18 protein-coding genes and 2 pseudogenes are annotated in these 18,199 nt (G+C 66.5%); 10 read left to right on the top strand and 10 right to left on the bottom strand.

Translation table 11 applies throughout. The features are described from left to right. Positions 1 to 21: 21 nt before the first annotated feature. The 8 genes from ACIOC0_RS17615 to ACIOC0_RS17580 form a co-directional block, all read right to left on the bottom strand. Positions 22 to 888, bottom strand: coding sequence for a nitrilase-related carbon-nitrogen hydrolase (locus ACIOC0_RS17615; RefSeq protein ID WP_402155863.1), 867 nt, complete (start codon positions 886 to 888; stop codon positions 22 to 24). Positions 889 to 1,016: 128 nt separating this feature from the next. Then, entirely contained in the window at positions 1,017 to 2,357 is a 1,341-nt protein-coding gene (locus tag ACIOC0_RS17610) for an APC family permease (RefSeq protein ID WP_402155862.1), read from the bottom strand. Positions 2,358 to 2,377: 20 nt separating this feature from the next. Further along, positions 2,378 to 3,700 carry an amidohydrolase gene (locus ACIOC0_RS17605; protein WP_402155861.1) on the bottom strand — a complete coding sequence of 441 codons (1,323 nt, stop codon included), beginning with the start codon at positions 3,698 to 3,700 and terminating at the stop codon, positions 2,378 to 2,380. 8 nt (positions 3,701 to 3,708) lie between these two features. Next, positions 3,709 to 4,530 (bottom strand): hypothetical protein, encoded by an 822-nt coding sequence (locus ACIOC0_RS17600; RefSeq protein WP_402155860.1) that lies wholly within the window; start codon positions 4,528 to 4,530, stop codon positions 3,709 to 3,711. A gap of 166 nt (positions 4,531 to 4,696) precedes the next feature. After that, positions 4,697 to 5,614 (bottom strand): TauD/TfdA family dioxygenase, encoded by a 918-nt coding sequence (locus ACIOC0_RS17595; protein WP_402155859.1) that lies wholly within the window; start codon positions 5,612 to 5,614, stop codon positions 4,697 to 4,699. A gap of 30 nt (positions 5,615 to 5,644) precedes the next feature. Continuing rightward, on the bottom strand, positions 5,645 to 6,388 hold the full coding sequence (locus tag ACIOC0_RS17590) for an SDR family NAD(P)-dependent oxidoreductase (RefSeq protein ID WP_402155858.1): 744 nt from the start codon (positions 6,386 to 6,388) through the stop codon (positions 5,645 to 5,647). Between the two features lie 7 nt (positions 6,389 to 6,395). Continuing rightward, a complete protein-coding gene (locus ACIOC0_RS17585; RefSeq protein WP_402155857.1) occupies positions 6,396 to 7,751 on the bottom strand; it encodes a hypothetical protein in 1,356 nt (451 codons plus the stop codon). 11 nt (positions 7,752 to 7,762) lie between these two features. Continuing rightward, on the bottom strand, positions 7,763 to 8,830 hold the full coding sequence (locus tag ACIOC0_RS17580) for a hypothetical protein (protein WP_402155856.1): 1,068 nt from the start codon (positions 8,828 to 8,830) through the stop codon (positions 7,763 to 7,765). A gap of 962 nt (positions 8,831 to 9,792) precedes the next feature. Between ACIOC0_RS17580 and ACIOC0_RS17575 the strand changes: the two genes are divergently transcribed. From ACIOC0_RS17575 to ACIOC0_RS17545, 7 genes are all read left to right on the top strand, one after another. Further along, positions 9,793 to 10,362, top strand: a complete 570-nt coding sequence (locus ACIOC0_RS17575) for a TIGR00730 family Rossman fold protein (RefSeq protein WP_402155855.1) — start codon at positions 9,793 to 9,795, stop codon at positions 10,360 to 10,362. 9 nt (positions 10,363 to 10,371) lie between these two features. Beyond that, positions 10,372 to 11,034 (top strand): HAD family hydrolase, encoded by a 663-nt coding sequence (locus tag ACIOC0_RS17570; RefSeq protein ID WP_402155854.1) that lies wholly within the window; start codon positions 10,372 to 10,374, stop codon positions 11,032 to 11,034. Beyond that, positions 11,031 to 12,053 (top strand): ribose-phosphate pyrophosphokinase-like domain-containing protein, encoded by a 1,023-nt coding sequence (locus ACIOC0_RS17565; RefSeq protein ID WP_402155853.1) that lies wholly within the window; start codon positions 11,031 to 11,033, stop codon positions 12,051 to 12,053. Before ACIOC0_RS17570 ends, ACIOC0_RS17565 begins: the two co-directional genes overlap by 4 nt. After that, positions 12,017 to 12,847: a hypothetical protein gene (locus tag ACIOC0_RS17560; protein ID WP_402155852.1), complete on the top strand. Its 831-nt coding sequence runs from the start codon at positions 12,017 to 12,019 to the stop codon at positions 12,845 to 12,847. The genes ACIOC0_RS17565 and ACIOC0_RS17560 overlap by 37 nt, the downstream gene beginning before the upstream one ends. Next, entirely contained in the window at positions 12,783 to 13,340 is a 558-nt protein-coding gene (locus ACIOC0_RS17555; protein ID WP_402155851.1) for a phosphoribosyltransferase family protein, read from the top strand. The genes ACIOC0_RS17560 and ACIOC0_RS17555 overlap by 65 nt, the downstream gene beginning before the upstream one ends. Further along, the gene (locus ACIOC0_RS17550) at positions 13,337 to 14,731 is read left to right on the top strand and encodes an MFS transporter (RefSeq protein ID WP_402155850.1); all 1,395 of its coding nucleotides are present in this window, start codon (positions 13,337 to 13,339) and stop codon (positions 14,729 to 14,731) included. The genes ACIOC0_RS17555 and ACIOC0_RS17550 overlap by 4 nt, the downstream gene beginning before the upstream one ends. A gap of 460 nt (positions 14,732 to 15,191) precedes the next feature. Next, positions 15,192 to 16,208, top strand: coding sequence for a LacI family DNA-binding transcriptional regulator (locus tag ACIOC0_RS17545; RefSeq protein WP_402155849.1), 1,017 nt, complete (start codon positions 15,192 to 15,194; stop codon positions 16,206 to 16,208). A gap of 60 nt (positions 16,209 to 16,268) precedes the next feature. On the opposite strand, the pseudogene ACIOC0_RS17540 reads toward ACIOC0_RS17545, so the two are convergent. Then, positions 16,269 to 16,574: pseudogene (locus ACIOC0_RS17540) on the bottom strand (transposase); the annotation flags it as partial. A gap of 123 nt (positions 16,575 to 16,697) precedes the next feature. Beyond that, on the bottom strand, positions 16,698 to 16,784 hold the full coding sequence (locus ACIOC0_RS17535) for a hypothetical protein (RefSeq protein ID WP_402155965.1): 87 nt from the start codon (positions 16,782 to 16,784) through the stop codon (positions 16,698 to 16,700). Positions 16,785 to 17,219: 435 nt separating this feature from the next. Between ACIOC0_RS17535 and ACIOC0_RS17530 the strand changes: the two genes are divergently transcribed. The 3 genes and pseudogenes from ACIOC0_RS17530 to ACIOC0_RS17520 all read left to right on the top strand — a co-directional run bounded on the left by ACIOC0_RS17530 (position 17,220) and on the right by ACIOC0_RS17520 (position 18,184). After that, positions 17,220 to 17,759 carry a transposase gene (locus ACIOC0_RS17530; RefSeq protein WP_402155848.1) on the top strand — a complete coding sequence of 180 codons (540 nt, stop codon included), beginning with the start codon at positions 17,220 to 17,222 and terminating at the stop codon, positions 17,757 to 17,759. Next, positions 17,756 to 17,887: pseudogene (locus ACIOC0_RS17525) on the top strand (IS630 family transposase); the annotation flags it as partial. The gene ACIOC0_RS17530 and the pseudogene ACIOC0_RS17525, both read left to right, overlap by 4 nt. A gap of 120 nt (positions 17,888 to 18,007) precedes the next feature. Beyond that, complete coding sequence (locus tag ACIOC0_RS17520; protein WP_402155847.1) at positions 18,008 to 18,184, top strand: hypothetical protein; 177 nt, start codon at positions 18,008 to 18,010, stop codon at positions 18,182 to 18,184. Positions 18,185 to 18,199: the final 15 nt, after the last annotated feature.

Raw genomic sequence — 18,199 nt, 5'->3', positions numbered from 1 at the left:
TGGGGTGGGTCAGGGACTTCTTCAGTGGCTGCAGCTCGTCGCGTGCGAAGGGCTGGGCCGGGAAAGAGACGCGGGAGCGTGTGCGAGAGTCTCCGGAGCCGCGGGGTGAACAGGGGGGAGGCGACGGTCGGAAAAGGCCGGGAAAGCGCTGCGGGCCCGGCCGACGTCGGCCGGGTCGACAACGGCGGACAGCACGGTGTCGCCTGTGTCCGCCTCTGCGGTGATCCGGCCCCAGGGATCGACGATCAAGCTGGCACCGCCCAGCTCGATGTCGCCCTGACGCCCTGCCGCGTTGCATGCCAGCACCCACACCTGGTTTTCTATCGCCCGGGCCTGGGCTAGAAGCCGCCAGTGCGCGATCCGTGCGGCCGGCCAGGCGGCGGCTACGAGCAGCATTTCGGCGCCGTCGTCGGCCAGCATTCGAAACAGCTCCGGGAACCGCAGGTCGTAGCAGGCCGCGAGACCGATCTGGCCGACGCTGGTTTTCCGGGAGCGCACGGTGTCGCCCGGCTCCAGGAGGGCCGCCTCCTTCGACTGGTGGCCGAAGAGGTGTACCTTCCGGTAGGCGTGCAGCAAGGTGCCGTCAGGGCCGAACAACAGACTCGTGTTGGAAAGCCTGCCTCCCGGCCCGCGTTCGACGATGCTTCCGGCATGCAGGTGGACGGCGGCGGCGATAGCGGCTTCCCTCAGGGCCCGGGCGGCCGGGCCGTGGAGCGGCTCGGCCGTGCGGTCGTAGTCGTCAAAGGCGAAGTAGCCGGTTGCCCACAGTTCCGGAAGGACGACGAGATCGGCGGCGCGCTGCGCGACAACCGCGTCGCACATGGCGGCAACCCGCTGTTCGAAGGGTTGGCTGTGATCCACGTCGGCCTGGATCAATGCAGCGCGCATGCGTCTCCTCTGTCATGAGGGCAGGGGATGGGAGGCAGTGCCATCGGCGGGTGCGCCGGAACCGTCGTGTCCTGGAGGCGGACTCCGGGTTCAAAAGCATGTTCCGGGAAGACCCGTCTCACCGCTGCTCAGATTCCCTTTTGGTCGCGTACCGACGCGCTCGCTGCGTCATCGGTGCCGGTGGGTGACGGCAGAAGCACCCGTTCGTTCAGCGCACCGCGTTTTCTCCATTGCGCGTAACACAGGCCGATGACGATCCATCCGATGCCAGTGATGATGCCCGCAACGCCGGCCGAGGTGATGAAGACGAAGCACAGCAGCAAAGCAAGAGCTGGAATCAAGGGATAGAGGGGGACCTTGAACGAGGCGACGATCCCGCGTCGACGCGCCTTGAACAGGGCCAGGATCGATGTGATGAAGGTGAGCGTGTAGAGGAAACCGGTTGCGGAGACCGCGAATCGCAGGTTTCCCGCAATCGACATGAGTGTCTGTGCGATGCCGGCACACACGATGGCGATGGCGGGAACATTCTTGTCGGTGATGGTCCGGTTCAGTACGCGGGGAGCCAGCCGATCCCGGGCCAGCACCATCGAGGCACGCGAGATGACGATCAGGTTCGCGTTGACCGCTGCCAACAGGGCCAGCAGCACGATGCAGTTGACGACGAACGGGCCGTGCGAGCCCAGGAAGACCCGGCTGACGTCGACCACGGGAGTCTCCGAGGCGCCCAGCTTGTCCCACGGAATGATCCCGTTTTCGATCAGGAGGAGTCCGGCGTAGAGGATGAAGGAGATGCCGAGGCTCGTCAGGATCGACAGGGGGATGGTCCGGCGGGGATCCTCGATCTCCTCGGCTGACACCACGATCGCGTCCCAACCGGTCAGGGCGAGGAAGCCTATGAGTGCTGCCTGCATGACGCCGCTCATGCCGTGTGGCATGAACGGCGTGTACTTGGCCGTGTCCACATGGGCGGTGCCCACGGCGATGAAGCCCAGCAGGACGATCACGGTCAGGATGAGTGCGATGAACTGCACTTTGCCCGAGAAACGGATTCCCAGAAGGTTCAGGCAGGTGAAGACGGCGATCACCACAGCAGAAGCGACTGGTTGGCTCAGGGCGGGCACGAGCAAGTGGAGATAGCTTCCGACACCGATGCCGACGTAAGCACTGGCGCACATCCACGCACCCCAGTTGGCCCAGCCCACGACGGTCGCCACGAACGGCGGCAGGTGGCGCTTCGCGTAGGCGTACGGTCCTCCCGAGTCGTCGTGCATGGAACTCAGCTCCGCGTAGCACAGGCTGAGAATGAGTGACGCCCCTAGCGCGATACCGAATGAGACGACCACGGCAGGCCCGGCGATACCGCTGGCGGTACCACTCAGTACGAAGATACCGGCGCCAATGATGCCGCCGACACCGAGCGCAGTGGCTTCCCGGTATCCGATCTTGTGGTTGGGTTTCGTCGACACCTGTCGTTCCTTCAACTTACTTAGCTGGCCAGATACGAGAGTGCGGCCGTCACCATGGCTTCTGACGCGGTGAGCAGAGTGGGCCGTGGATCTGGGGCGAACTGCGGTGAGTGGTTGGTGGGGAGGTGCTTCACTTTCTCCTGCGGAGTGGCGCCAAGAGCCGACTGCCACGCCTCGATCGACGTGCTTCCGACGACCCAGTAGACGGTGGGAACCGCTGCGCCGTCATAGTGCACGCCCGCGCCCGCGGCGCCGAAGTAGGGGAAGTCCTCGCTGGCCGCCAGCAGCGGCATCTCGATGACCCGGTCTTTCCCGAAATAGGCTTCATGGGCGGCACGAACCTTGCTGGTAGGGGCCGGGGAGTTGTCGTTGACCGGGACCCCCTCAATCACTTCGACCTCAGGGGGGCGGGGTGCTCCGGAGGCCGCGGCTTCCGCCTCCACGATGCGCTTGATGGCATTGAGCAGATGGTCCTGGAGAGCGTCGTCGTAGCACCGCACGCTGATTCCGAGCTCTGCTGCATCCGGGATGATGTTGGCCTTCGTGCCGGCGTGCAGCGTGCCGACGCTCACCACGGCGCAGCTGGCCGGATCCACCTCACGGGCGACGATGGTCTGCAGCCGAGTGATCACGTGTGCAGCGATCACGATGGGGTCGATCGTCGCCTGCGGTGCGGAGCTGTGCCCGCCGCGGCCGAATATCTTGACCTTCATCACCGCCGAAGCAGCCATCATGGGCCCTGACCGATGCCCGACGATACCGATCGGCAACGGTACGACATGCTGCGCGAGCGCCACATCGGGTTTGAGGATCCGGCTGTAGAGCCCGTCCTGCAGCATCGCCTGCGCTCCGTCGCCGGTCTCCTCCGCCGGTTGCGCGACGGCCAGGAGAGTGCCTCGCCAGGCGTGCCGGGCGCGGGCCAGGAGGACGGCGGCGGTGAGCATGCTGCTCGTATGGGCGTCATGGCCGCAGGCGTGAGAAACCGGCACCTCCGCGCCCTCGCTGTCAAGGGCGCGCCGCTCGCTTGCGTAGGGCAGTCCGGTGCTTTCCTGCACCGGCAGGGCGTCCATGTCCGCGCGCAGCATCACAGTGGGGCCGTCGCCGTTGCGCAGAACGCCTGCCACGCCATGGCCACCGACACCGGTGACGACGTCGAACCCGCCCTTCTCCAGCCAGCCGGCGGCCAGGGCGGCTGTGCGCTCTTCCTGGTGCGACAGCTCGGGATGGCGGTGCACGTCCAGGTAGAGGCTCTCCGCCTCGTCCAGGAGACCGGCGTGCAGGGGTGCAAGAACGCCCTTGGCGCGTTCGGTGATATCGGCCTCAGCCGGGGTGTGCGCAGTCATGGGTTCCCTCACCTTCCCGCCGGTTTGGAAGCGAGCCACGGCAACCCCTGTGACTGCGCGGCGCGCACCGCTTTGATCTCTTTCTTGGCCCACTGCTGGGCGATCCTGGGCAAGCCGGCTTTGGCGATCACAATGTAGGCGTCCTCCGGGCGCAGGGTCTTGCGGAAGAAGACGTCGATCGTGGGATCGCCACAGCTGGGCAGGTCGCCGTAGAGGGCGTCGAGGTTGTCGTAGGCGCCGAGGATACGCAGACTGCCGGGCTCGAACTTGTCGCTCTGGCCCAGCCATTCGGCCACGTCGGTGGCGATCAGCGAGACCTGCCTGTCGACGACGGTGTCCGGAGCCGGCCAGATGTTGTCCGGGCCGCACCCGTTGCGCAGCAGGCGGTACACCACCGGGCTTTCCGTCCGCGCCACCAGATACACCGGTCGAGGGGCGTAGGTGAGGCATTCCAGGGCGATCATCTTGGCGTGGATGTGCCCCATGAGACCGCCGCCCTGCGATTCGGGAAGCACACCGCTGGAGTCCAGGTAGAGGCAGTGCGCGTTACCGAAGATGCGCCGGTGGTATCCGGTCCATCCGCTGATGTTGCCCAACGGGTCCACCAGCAGGCAAAACTTGGAGATCTTCTCGAAGAAGCGCCCTTTTCTGCGGTCGCGCCAATACGGCGTCATGTCCGCGCCGAACGCCTTCGTGGAGATCTCCACGAGAACGGAGTAGATCCGGTCTTGGTACTCCTCCGAGAAATGTGCCGTGTTGTTCCAGCAGATGTAGGACCAGTCATCCTTGAGACGACGCTGCGGAAGCTCGGATGTCGCATCGTGCAGCATGCTGACGGAATTATTCGGCGAGGAAATTGCTGACTCCTTTCGGTAGCACAGGCCCTTGACAGTGGGGGGCGAGCCAGGCGGGCAATGAGGTTCCTGCGTCGTTCACTGCCCGCCCGGTGCGTCGTCTCTGGGTGCTTAGACCGTCGCCGCCGCACCCGTGTGGATGTCAGCGCCGGTCGTCGACGTATCCCAGGGCGACGTAGATCTTGCGACGACCCGCGTCCTGGATGGCCCGGCGTCCGTGCATGACGCGCGTGTTGTCGACGATTGCGACGTCGCCGTCCTGCCAGTCGAGGTCCTCCGTCAGGTCGGCCGTCACCTTCTCGATCTCCGCGATGACCTCCTGCGGGATCTCCTCGTCGTTCGCGAAGGTGATACGAGGCTTCTCGTAGTGATAAGAGGGGCCGAGGATGCTGTTGGCGAAGGAAAGCCGGTCGCCGAAGAGCGTCGGGTGTGCCGCCGGCACCTTGTAGACGTAGTGGATGGACCCGTCGTCATTGGCGCGGATCTGCAGCTTGTCCTCACCGAAGAGCTTGGCCAGCCCGATGAGATCGTCGACTGTGATCTCATCGTTCCGCTTGGCTCCGTCGAGGAGGCTGGAGGTCAAAGCCCGCCATGCTTCTTCGCTGATGTTCCGTGAGTAGACGATGTCCTGCTCCAGGAACCGTTGCTTGGTTTGCTCGGTGAGCTGCTCCCAGACCCGGTAGCCGTCGCAGACCGTGGTCTGGGAGCCGAGGCGGGCCGCGCTCTCACACATGAACCAGGTGAGGTCCGGCGTGAGCGGGTTGGTGCCGTGCTCGACGTGCAGTCCCACCGCATCGGTTCCGAGGTCGACCTTCTGTACCGTCTTTCCTTCGCTGAATTCCCGCGCCGGGTCGAGAGTGGTGCGGGTGCACACCGACTGCACCAGCTCGGAGAACTGCTCGATCGACGGGGCGAAGCCCCGCAGGAGCAGGTAGCCGGACCTGGCGAGTTCGTCGAGCACCCAGGCGCGCTCCAGGGTGCTCAGCGGCTGATCGCCCTTGGCGGTGACGAGAGTGCCTGCCCCGCTGCCGTGCCGACTGCTCTCGAAGCCTTGCTGCATATCGATCCCTTCATCATGGAGCGGAGTTGCTCAGCCGAAGACGGTGCCGTGCGCCGATGCCGTGCCGCCGGCCAACTCGCCGCCGTCCAACACGATCTGCTGGCCCGTCAAAAAACGTGCCGAGTCGGAGGCGAGGTAGAAGAAGGCGTCCGCGATCTCGGCGGGGTCGGCATGGCGGCCAGCCGGGATCTTCGCGTTGACCTCGGCGAACATTTCGTCGGTGTATTCGGCGCGCTGCATGGGCGTCATCACGTAGCCGGGGCTGACGCACGCTGTGCGGATATGGGGCGCGAGTTCCAGCGCGAGGGTGCGGGTCAGGGCCAGCACCGCGGCCTTGGAGGCGTTGTAGTCGGCGTAGTACGGATAGCCGGCGGACGCGTTCGTGGACGCGGTGGCCAGCAGTACCCCGGAGCGCGCGGCGATCATGTGCTTGGCGGCGGCCTGCCACAGGGCCATGACGCCGAGCACGTTGATGTCGAGGAGTGAGCGGACGTCTTTCTCGGTCATCTCCACGAACGTGCGGCGCAGGCTGATCCCGGCGTTGGCGACGACCACGTCGATCGAGCCGTGCTCGGCGTGTATGGCGTCCAGGACGGAGTGAATGCCGCTCCAGTCCGTGACGTCGGCGTGGATCCACTCGCCCACCGCGTCGGAGTCCTCCGGCCTCGAAAGGTCCAGATTGATGACGCGGTCCCCCGCGGCGGCGAAGCGGCGTGCGGTGGCGAGGCCGATGCCTGAGGACGCGCCGGAAATGACGACAGTACGTTGTTTCATGTTTCTCTCAGCCGAAGGTGTACGACAGGTCGGTGGGCAGCGACCGGAACACGCTGCCGAGGCTCTGTTGGTAGTCGGCGCCCGTCGCGAGGGCCGAACGCAGGACTGCGACCTGGGAGGCGTCCTCTTCCCACAGCGTGCTGTGCAGGGCGCGGGCGAGTTCCTCGAGGGCCTGACGTGCGCTGAGCAGCCAGTCCTTGCTCGGGTCCGGTTCCAGGGATACCTGGTACGACTGGAGCCAGCCGGCGGTGAGGACGGCCGCCGCGGTGTCCGCGAAGTGATGGTGACGTCGCGACAGGTATCGGAAGAGTTCGGCCCGGTAGGCCTCGCCCAGATGCAGGTCGGAGGAGAAAAGCCCGGCCGAGAGCAGGCCCAGGACATCGGCGTACGTCTCCTCCAGGGCCATGCTCTCGAAGGGGGTGAGGCCCTCCGCCGGCTTGCCCTCGTCCGTCACCGTGGACTTGCGCCAGAAGTGGGCGAGGTCGTGTCCGCGGAACCAGCGCAGCGAGGTGCGCAGCAGAGCTTCGAGCCGGGTCTGCGCGTCCGCGCCCTGTATCTTCCTGAACAACCTCAGCGAGCAGTTCTGGATGCGTTCTCTGTGGATGTTGGCGAAGACGACGGTGAACTCCGGCCCATTCACTCGCGACTGCGGGGCTTCCAGCGGGAAGAAATGCGCGAAGTTCTTGTGCCCGACAGCTGATTCTCCGCCGCTGAGCAGGAGGTCCAGGACGTACATGGACGGCTGCTTGTCCTGGACGGACTTGATCTCGCCCCCCAGGATTTCCGCCATCCGGTCACGGACCCAGCTCGTGCGCAGGGTGACCATGTCAACCTCCTGCTGGAGGTCGTTGCTGGGCACCGCCACCAGGAACCCGATGGATTGTGCCGTCGCGCGCATGGCCCAGGTTGCGATGGGGCCGCAGTAGAGCCAGGGCCGGTCGGGGTGCGGCTCCTGCAGGGTGATCGGTTCCCATTCGCCCGTGCGGGCGTAGGCGTTCAGACGCTGGGCGGCCGTCCGGGCGTGCAGGACCGCGTCCTGCGTTCCAGGAGCAGTCTCCTCGTCCGCGAACGCCAGGAGCTCCTGGGCGGCCGCCTGGGCAAGGGACACCGTCTGCTCCCGCCGCCCGGATGAGGGCTCGACCTGCGGGATGTCCAGAGCGGCTATGCCGTCGAACAGGGACTTGGCGTGGACGAGGTGGTCCCAGCCGTTGGGAAAGTGCTGCTTGAGTCGGGCGTACTCGGGGTCGAGGCGGATGACGGCGAGCACCGGCTCGTCTCGGTGCCAAAACGGCGTCTCAGACGTGGGGCTGCGCAGCGGGATGTCGAGACTGGCGCTGCGCCGCTGTCCCAGACCGGTGGTCACTAGCGTTTCCGTCAACGAATGCCTCCGGGTGTGATCGTTGCCGCAGCAGTACCCGCGTGCTGCTTGGCCGGCGCGGCCAGCGGTGTCTGAGACTGCTCGGCGGAGTCGGACTCGCTCAACGCTGCCCCCCACTTCCTGCGGTTGGCGAGGAAGGCGAAGACGTGGCCGAGGTACTGGACGATGAACCACAGGGGCAGGAAGGCGGCGAACGACGGCGCCGTGCCGGTCTGCACCCAGCCGATGACGGCCCAGGTAACCACACCAGTGGCGGCGTTGAGGGCGACCGTGGTGGACAGGTCGGTCTGCTGTTGTGCCCAGTCGGACGCGCTGGGCTTGAGGATCGTGCCGAGGATCAGGCCGCTGAGGACGGCGCCGAGCAGGCCAGCACCACCCGCCTGCAGCATGTCCATCGGGGTGACGGCGTTCGGGCCGATGAGCGCGGAGTACAAAGCGCCGAGGCCAACGCCCACGACCAGACCGGGCAGGTGCATTGCGGGCCTGCGCCAGTGCGCCGGGGACTCCATCGGCAGGTCGGCCGCGCCCTGGGGGCAGCGGTACACCGGCGGGAAGATGAGCCCCGTCACGTCGATGTAGCGCTTGTACGACTCACCGGCCATGGCGATCAGGCGCTTGTCGTAGAGGATGCTGCCGACGACGTTGTAGATGTTGAGGACGATGGCCAGGACCAGCAGGTCGGTGGTCATGGTCGGCAGCAGGAAGAACATGCCGAAGAAGGCTGTGTGGACGGGGAACCGGATCCAACGGCGGGTGCCGACCTTCCAGCTGATCAGCTTGGGGCCCGGAGCACCGGCCGTCTGGGCGACGAGGGTCGTCGACCCGAAGGCGAGACCGCAGTCGTACTCGAACAGGTGAAGCTGCCAGTACCAGAGCCATGACACGACAGCAAGGCCGTACATGACGACCATGGATATTCCGGATAGTTCCCAGACCACGTCGTCGGTGTGTTGCCAGAGCGCGGCCGCAACCAGGATGTACACGACGTTGGACAGTGACTCGACGGACCGCCAGGCCAGCGGCTCTATGCCCGTCTTGGCTTTTACCGTGCGTTTGACCCTCAATGTGGCGAGTCCGGAGTGCTGAACCCCGAATCCGAGAACGAGAAGGGTATCGACAAGAAGCTGGACAGACTGATTCACGTGGAACCGCTCCTCGATTAAGACGAAGTGTCACGCTCACGTGCAGAACCGACCCCAGCGTGCAAGTCGGCAAGGAATACGTGCTCCTAGAAATTGAATGCTCAACGCTTCACCCGTGCGCCGCCGGCAGGCTCAGCAAGCAAGCCGACGATGCGCGTTCGTAGCAGGAGCACTTCGAACGGGGACGAGGGTAGTCATACGAATGAACGCGTGGCAAGCACCTGATCATTGCTGGGAGTTGACGGCTCGGAGTGCGCTACAGTCCCACTTGCTCATACGTATGACGGTTTCGTGGGGACGCGCTGTCGGTGACTGCAGCGGCCCCCTCCTGCACGAACGGAGCGAATATGCCCTCACGCGCCGCCCATAGCGGCGACTTACTACCCAGTTCAATCATGAAATACCCTCGATGCGGATCACCCCAAGGCCCGATGTCGCGTCTGGCTCGATACAAGCGGCAGAATTTTGGCCACATGGCTGAGTTCTGGTCATGCACGCCCACTGACGGGGCTTCTGGTCGGGATCCGGAAAGCTATGGAGCCTGGTTTCGGACATTCCCCACAGCTGGGAAGCAATACGGCTTCAGCGCCCCGGCGGCCAGATGGATGAGCCACACCTTTCAGCCGTTCATGCACAGGAAACCGGCCGCACGGGCGAAGAGCAGGCAGTGGTGTAGCGGCAGTCCCGGTGCGCAGTCCGTCCGCCGGTCGGTCGCCGCACAATGTCGGCCACCTGGACCGCGGGCCACCTCCGGGCGCAGGTGTGGCCGAATCTTGTCGGCTACTTCTTCTGTCGAGAACCTGCGTCGACTGGTTCCGCTGCAGTGGGCCGAGCCGCCCTCCGGTAACACGCACTCTCCCGCGCCTCTCAGACAGGACTCTTCCATGCGCTTTGTCACGGTGTACTGCGGTGCTTCCCCTGGACGACGGCCATCGCATCGACATGCTGCAGCCCAGTTCGGCCGGACCATCGCCGCGTCAGGGCTGGGGATCGTCTACGGAGGCGCGTCCACCGGTCTCATGGGAGCCGTTGCCGACGCCGCTCTTGAGGGTGGTGCCCCGGTCGTCGGTGTCATCCCGGAAAAGCTCGCGGGCCACGAGGTCGCGCACCAGGGCCTCACACGCCTGGAGATCGTTCCCGACATGCATGCCCGCAAGGCCCGCATGATCGAGCTCGGTGACGCCTTCGTCGCTCTGCCCGGCGGTTTCGGCACGGTCGACGAGTTCTTCGAGGTACTGACGTGGGCTCAGCTGGGCCTGCACGGGAAGCCGTGCGCCCTGCTCGACACCGACGGCTTTTTTCAGCCCCTGCTCGGCTACCTCCAGCACGCGACTGCCGAAGGCTTCGTGCATCAGCGCTATCTGGACAACGTCATTGTCCGAGCCGATCCCGGTGAGCTGCTGGACTCACTGGCACATCACCGCAGCCTGCCGCATCTGTTCTCGATGGCTTGAGGGGGGATTATGGCGCATCTCGTTGACGACTCCGCCGGCCCGGCCGCCGAAAGAGCTTGGATACCGACCGGGTTGGCAGTCTTCGACATGGACGGCACCCTGCTCCCGAACACCACGGCCTGCCGGCAGATCGGGCTCGCGGCCGGGGACGGGTCGACCGTCGAACAGCTGGAGCAGGCCTACCGCGACCGGCTCATCGACAGTACCCAGTTCGCCGAGCGGTGCCTCGAATCGTGGGCGCACGCCGGCCCCAATCTCTATCGGCACGCCTTCGCCGCCTGTCCCCGGATCGGCGGGCTGGAGGCCACCCTGGCCCGGCTGCGGGAGCTTTCGATCGTCACCTGTCTGATCACCATGGCGCCCCGCCCGTTCGCCGAGTGCTTCACGGGCTTCGACCACGTCTTCGCGTCCTCCTACCCGCACGACATCCTCAATCCTGAGGACAAGCCGGAGATCGTACGACAACTCCAGCTGGATCTCGGCCTCGAGGAGGAGCAGATCATCGCCCTTGGGGACTCCGACTCCGACGTCCCGCTGTTTCGCACCCTGAGCAGAACCGTCGCCGTCAACGCCTCAACCAACCTGAGGGAGCTGGCGGCTTGCACCTACGACGGCGATGACATCCAGGATGCCGTGCGCAGCCTGTTTGCCGTGACGGAGCCCCGGCCATGACCCCGCACGGCCTCATCGTCGGGTTCTGCGAAGGCTTCACCACTGACTTCCCCGGCCAGGCGCCGTTCGTCGAAGCAGCCCTGCACGACGCCGGCTGGAACGTCCAAAGCCATCACGGCTTCGAAAGCCGCTTTCCCGACGGCGAGTTGTGCATCGACCTGCCGGAGGATCCGTCCGGCCGGACCGTCCTGCTCTGCCAGTCGGTTACCGGCGCGCATGCTCCCGCCGACGCGTCGCTGATGAGTCTTCTAGCGGCAGCCCGCTCCTACCGCGAACACGGCGCCGGCCGCATCGCGGCCATGCTGCCGCACCTCGCGTACGCCCGGCACGACCGGCATGTGCCCGGCCAGCGCAGGCCGTTGATGGCCGGCCTGCTGGCCGATCTGGCGAGGACCGCCGGCCTGAACGACATCGTGACCATCGCCTCGGGCGCACAAGATCTGCTGAGGCCCCTGTTCATCCGGAGCGGCGCCCAGCTGACCTTCCTGCCCGTGCACGAGCTGCACCTGGAACTGCTGCACCCCCTCATCGGCCGGGAGACGGTACTCGTCGCCCCCGACCGAGGTGCAGCCGACCAGGTCGCCATGCTCGCGGCGACGCTGAAGCGGCCTCTGCTGGTGGCCGACAAGCGGCGCGTCGGCCCGGAGCAGGTGGACGTTACGCTACGCGCGCCGTACGACATCGGTGACGTGCCGCATGCGGTCGTCGTCGACGACTTGATCACCAGCGCAGCGACCGTGGAGACGGTCACGTCCGCGATCCGCGAACGCAGCCCCGCCGTCCGGATCGACGTGATCGCCACCCATCTCAGGCTGACCCCGTCGGGTTCACGGCGGCTCGGCAGGCTGCTCGAGAGCGGTGCGATCAGCAGCGTGCACACCACCGACGCGGTCGGCCAGCGGCCCCGTATGAAGGGGCTCTCGTTCACCGCCGCGATCCCTTGGATGGCACCCGCTCTGGCCGCAAGGCTCCACAGTCAGGCATGCCCCGCACGACAGGAACGAAGGACCACCTCATGACCCTCGTCACTGACCATCCCGGCGGCGACGCCGGGATGCGGTATCCCGAACTCGCCGTCTCCGTGGTCTGCTTGGACCAGACGCGGCTGGGACAGCACATCGAAACCCTGCACGGCCTGGGCGTGGCGCGCCTGCACGTCGATCTGGTGGACCCGGCGTTCGGCGGGGGGCTCGGACTCCCTCTGGAGGCCATCAGCGATCTACGCGACTCCTGTGACCTGCCGATCGACGTGCACATCATGCTCACCCGTCCCGAACCGGCTGTACGAGAGGCTGCGGCTCGCGGCGCGACGAGCGTTTGTGTGCACCAGCGCTCGCTGACGGCCGAGGTCGGCGCCGCACTGCGGGACGTCGGCGACGACGGCACGTCGGTCGCGCTGGCCGTCGACCCCGGCGAGCCGATATCCGTACCGGCCGTGCGCAGTATCCGCCCGCGCCGCCTCACGATCATGAGCGTGGTCCCTGGCGGAGCCGGCCGCCCGTTCAGGCCCGAAGCGCTTGAGACGGTCTGTGAGGCGTCCCGGCTACGTGCGGCCGGTCTGGTCGAAGAGGTCGAAGTCGACGGCGCGGTGGGCCCGGCGACCGCACCCCGTATGGCCGTGGCCGGCGCCGACCTGCTCGTCCTGGGCAGCACAGTGTTCCCGCTCCGCTCTCCCCATCTCAACCGTCTGCCCGAGCTGCACCGCGCGCTGGCCGGGTCTGCCACTTCCCACTCTGACAAGGAGAACCATGGCTGTTCACACGATCCGCATCGGCGACCTGCAGCGTCATCTTCCGGTCGTACCCGTCAGTGACGATGTCTCCATCGCGTTCCTGAAGCTGTACGGCGACACCGAGCTGTTGGAGGTGGCAACTGCAGCTCTGGCCGATCAGCTCACCGACGACGCCGACGTCATCGTGGGTCCGGAGTCCGGCGGCATCCTGCTGGCGCATCTGCTCGCCCAGCGGACGAAGAGGCCCTGTGTCATCGCCCGTAAGAAGGTCCGTCCGAACATGACGGCACCGCTTCGGGTACCAGTGCGCACCATAGGGACCGCGGGCGAGCAGGAACTGGTGCTGGGGGAAGACGATGCCGCCGTGATCGACGGCCGACGGGTCGCCCTGATCGACGAGGTGGTCAGCAGCGGTGGCACACTCCAAGCTCTCCTGACGCTGGTCGGCGCAGCGGGCGGAGAGGTCGTGCAGACCCTGGCCGTCGCCACGGAAGGGGAGCGCCGCCCCTCGGTGACTTCGCTGGTTCATCTCCCCGTCTTCACTCGCGAACCAGGGGACGGGGCGGCCGGATGAGCCGTGATGACCGCCTGAGACGAGGCATCGTCGCGCTCTGCTCGGTACAGCTGCTGGTGGCACTGGAGTTCTCCATTGCGAATGTCGCGCTGCCCGACATCAGTCAGGACTTCCACGTCGGTGCGCAGAGCCTGCAATGGGTGCTGTCCGGATACGCCCTGGCGTACGGGGCCGTTCTGCTGTGCGGGGGCCGCTTCGCCGACGCCTACGGACCTCGGCGGCTGCTGCTTTGTGGATTGGCTGCATTCACCGTTGCGTCGATGACGGCCGCAGCCACGCCCACATTCGGACTCCTGGTCGCACTACGGGTCGCCCAGGGCGCAGCCGCCGCCTTCGCCACCCCCGCCGCCCTGGCCCTGATCACCTCCCTCACTTCAGGGCACCGGCGTTTGGTGGCGTTGAGCTGGTGGGGTGCGGGGGGATCGCTGGGGTTCGCCCTGGGAGCGGCCCTTGGTGGTGTGATCACCGATGTCGCCGGCTGGCGGGCCGTCTTCTGGACGTGTGCCGTCCTGTCGGCGGCATCCGCTCTGATGGCCCTGTGGTGGGTGCCGGAGCACCGGCCCCGGGTGTCGGCCCGCCCGGATGCCATGGGTGCGGTCCTCCTGGCAGCCTGCGCCGCCGCAGGCATCATGGCGCTCTCCCTGGTGCCCGCGGCCCTCTCAAGGCCAGGAACACTCGCAGCGTGTCTCCTGCTCTCCGCCAGTTCGGCCATTGCCCTGCGCATGCGCCAGAAGAGTCAGGAGATGCCGGTGCTCCCGCGTGGCTTCCTGACCCGACGACCGATCCTGCACGCCAACATCGCCGGTGCGTGGGCCGCGGCGGCCGGCGGATCCATGGTGTATTTCGTGACCACCTTCATGCAGACCGTGCTCGGTTGGCCGGAGCTGACGGCCGGTCTGATGCTCCTGCCGGACGCGGCCGCCGCCGCGTTCGGCGCCCGGACCGCACGGCCCCTGTACGGCCGTCTGGGCACGGTGCGATCCTGCTGCGTCGGACTCGCCGGGATCGCCGCAGGAATGGTGGTGCTCACCGGCACGCCCATGGGCGGCGTGCCGGCGGTCGTGTGCATCCTGGTGGGAACCTGCCTGACCGGGTATGGACTGGTCCTGGTCGCCGTGATCACCGCAGTCGCCGCAGCGGCCCGCCTCGATCCCGACGAACACGGCGTGTCGGGCGGTCTGCTCGTCACAACCCAACAGCTCGGCGTCGCCGGCGGGCTGGCACTCCTGCTGGTCGTAGGCGAGTTCACCACCGGGGCCCCGCTGTCCAAGACCGGGATACGGGCCTGCCTGCTAGCCGGGGGCGCGCTCGCGGTTGCCGGATGTGCTGTTGTCGCAGCGATGGGAAGGTCCACCGCGAAACAGCACCCTCAGGACTCCCCAGCCCGGTGAACGTGACGTGCGCCCGGCCGTCATGCTTGCTGCTCTTGAAGGGCAGTCCAGGCGCAGCACCGCTCCACGACATAAGCCGTCGCCGGCGTAGCGGAAGCACTGCCCCTCTGCTGGCGGTAGGAGTCTTTCCAGCCGCTGGCTTCGATGCGATACCCCAATATCCCTGCATCAGAGGGCGCCTGCTCCGCGCTCGGCAGGTAGACAGTTCGCTAATTTCATCACTTCTGCCAATTTGACACCGAAGAGACGTCCTGCCGGCGGGTCGAACCGCCTCGAGGCTCGTCGGTGCGCCCGTTTGCGCTTGACTTGCCATCGCCTCTTCGGGATTATCGACGCCATTGACAACAATGCCCCCTGGCCGCAACAGATCGACCTAGAATATCTCGATCGATTTGCGACCGCAACGATTCGCTCCTTTACAAAAATAAATTCATAGCGAAAACAATGGACAGGTATGCGGATGACAGGACCGGAAACCCCACGCGCCGTCACGGCCACCGACGTGGCACGCATGGCGCAGGTTTCGCAGTCGACCGTCTCGCTCGTCTTGAACGGCAAGTGGAAGGGCAGGATCCGTGAGGGGACCGCCCGCCGCGTGATGGCGACGGCGAGCGAATTGGGCTACCAGGTCAACCAGGCTGCCCGCAGCCTACGTCTGGGCAGCTCAGGAACCGTCCTTCTGGTCGTACCGACACTGGAGAACCCCGCCTTCTCCGCCGTGCATGCCGGAGCCGCTCGGGCAGGCGCGACGAATGGCATCGGCGTTGTGGTGTTCCCGCTGACCGCAGAAGACGGATGGGGGCCGTTTCCCGTACCGAAACAGGCAATCGACGGGGTTCTGGCCTGCTCAATGTCGGCCGACGACGTCGCCGAGTTGCGCATCGGGCTCCCTCTCGTGATCCTCGACGATGCCCCGACCCGTCACACGCCGACCGTCAGCATGGATCTCGGCGGTAGCATGGCGCATATCCTGGCCCACCTCATCTCGCTTGGTCATCGGCGCATCATGCATGTGCGCGCGGATCGCCCCACCTCGACCTTCACCGAGCGTGCGCATGCCTTCGACCAGTGCGTCCTCAGTCATCCCGACATAACTGCAAGCCATATGGCGTGCAACCTCAACCCGCGCGATGTCCGAGACCGTCTGGTCTCGGTACTGTCCTCCCCCGCCCGCCCAACGGCCTTCGTCTGCGACGACGACAACATCGCCATGGGTGTCTACTACGCAGCGAACACGCTTGACCTCACCGTTGGCGAGGCTCTTTCCGTGGTCGGCTTCAACGATCTGCCGATGGCTTCCTTGATCTCACCCTCCCTGACCACAGTGCGCTTGCCCCTCAACCACCTGGGCTTCCGCGGCATGCAGATGTTCATGGAGATCCACAACGGAGAAACGGTCGACGACGTCATGCTCGGGACGGAACTCGTCATACGGCAATCCACAGGACCTGCACCGCTGTCCACCGATGTCGGTTGAGAAACCCTGCGCAAACACGGCGAAGGACCGCTCGACGACCCAGCGGCGGGGCAGTGACTGAAAGCCTCGGACGTCCTCGCCTCGGCGGACGACGTCGAGGACGATCCCCAGGTGCTGGCTGGCCCAGTCGGTGAGGTGGCCGGTGTAGCCGCCGTCGGCCGAAACCCGTGCCAGCCGCCTGAAGCGGCCGGTTGCCGTCGGCAGAAGGGCCCGGGCGCCGTCCCGGTGGATCACGGACGTCGGCGTGACCAGCACGGCCGGGAGGAGCCCGAGCGTTTCGGTGAGCAGCTGCCGCTTGCGCCCGTTGATCTTCTTGCCGGCGTCGAACCCGCGTGAGGTGTGGGCGACGGTGGCGTTCGCCTTCACCGACTGCGAGTCCACCACCGCCGCACCCGGCTCCGGGCCACGGCCTTCGGCCTGGCGAACGGCCTGGTGCAGGCGATCATGCAGTTCGCCCACCAGCCCTGTGCGCCATCGGGCGAAGAATGCCTAGACCCGCCGCCAGGGCTGACAGTCGGACGGTACCGCCCGCCACTTGATGCCGTTGTCGACGAGATAGCGCACCGCTTCGATCATCTGCCGGTGACAGAACCCCTCCGGCCGGCCGCCTCGGCCCGCCAACCAGCCCGGAACCGGCAAGCGGAACTTTCACCACAGCCCACTCGGCATCGCTCATGTCCGAGCCGTACCGGGGCCGGCGCCCCGGCCGGTGGACCGCGTTCCCGACCCTGTGAGCGAGACAGTCACACCCAGGAGTGGACGGACTGGACCTGGCAACCATGACCACGCACCACTTCGACAACAGGGCCTCTTGCTCCTCGCTGGACTCGACATACGCGAGCTACCAAGAGGCCCTTCATCCATATGTCCGCACCGGCCGACTCACCCGAACCAGGCCCCTGTCCGAACCCCGCCAACCACCCGAGCGGATAGAGAACAGCCAGTTACTGAGGTTGAACTCGTGGAGTCGTTGGGGCTGACGGCTCGTCGCCTGTGCGGTATCACCGGGGCATGCGGTATCCACAAGGGGGCGGGCTGACTGCCGAACGGCAGCAGTTCCGCGAGGAGTTACGGCTCAAGGCGACCGAGAGGTTCGCCCAGGGCGAGGCGAGCTCGGTGATCGCCAAGGACCTGCGAGTCAGCGTCCGCTCCGTGCAGCGATGGCGGCAGCTGTGGGACGAAGACGGACCGCGGGCTCTGCGGTCACAGGGGCCGGCGTCACTGCCGAAGCTGAGCGATAAGCAGTTCGCCCAGCTGAAAGCGGAGCTGGCCAAAGGGCCGGCCGCGCATGGCTGGGAAGACCAACGCTGGACCCTGAGCCGCGTGAAGACGGTGATCGGCCGGCGCTTCCACCTGACCTACACCGTCCAGGGCGTGCGCAAGCTCCTGGTGCGCAACGGCTGGTCCTGCCAGGTCCCGGCCCGACGGGCCATGGAACGGGACGACGAGGCAGTAGCCGGGTGGGTCAAGGAGGTGTGGCCCTGCGCGGAAGACTCGCGGCGGCCCGTGGAGCCTGGCTCGTCTTCGAAGACGAAGCCGGCTTCTCCATGACGCCGCCGCAGGCCAGGACCTGGTCGCAACGCGGCCGGACCCCAGTCGTGCGGGTCCGCGGCCGCTCCCGCAGACGCATCTCCATCGCCGCGCTGACCTGCTACAAACCCGGCCACCGCTCCCGGCTGCTCCAGACTTTCGCTGTCCCCCTTTGACGCCCCGAGCAGTCCCGGGCCGCGGCCCATTCCCTCAGGTCGGCGGCCTTTCGCCCCAGACAGAGAGCAGATGGGCCTCAGGGGCAGCTCATCATGCACCGTCAGGCCGGCCGTGAGGTGGTTCAGGCACCGTCGAGTGCGGTGTCGGATGAGCAGCTCGTTGCGATGCTGATTGACCGGGCCCGGAACGACGGGCTGCAGCTGACCGGGCGCAGCCACCTCATAGACGGCTGCCTCACCGAGACCGGCCTCACCATCAAACCCGCCTGAACAACCCAGCGACGG

The organism is Streptomyces sp. NPDC088254 (assembly GCF_044740925.1).
Lineage (GTDB): Bacteria > Actinomycetota > Actinomycetes > Streptomycetales > Streptomycetaceae > Streptomyces.
This window is presented reverse-complemented; position numbering and strand designations above follow the sequence as displayed.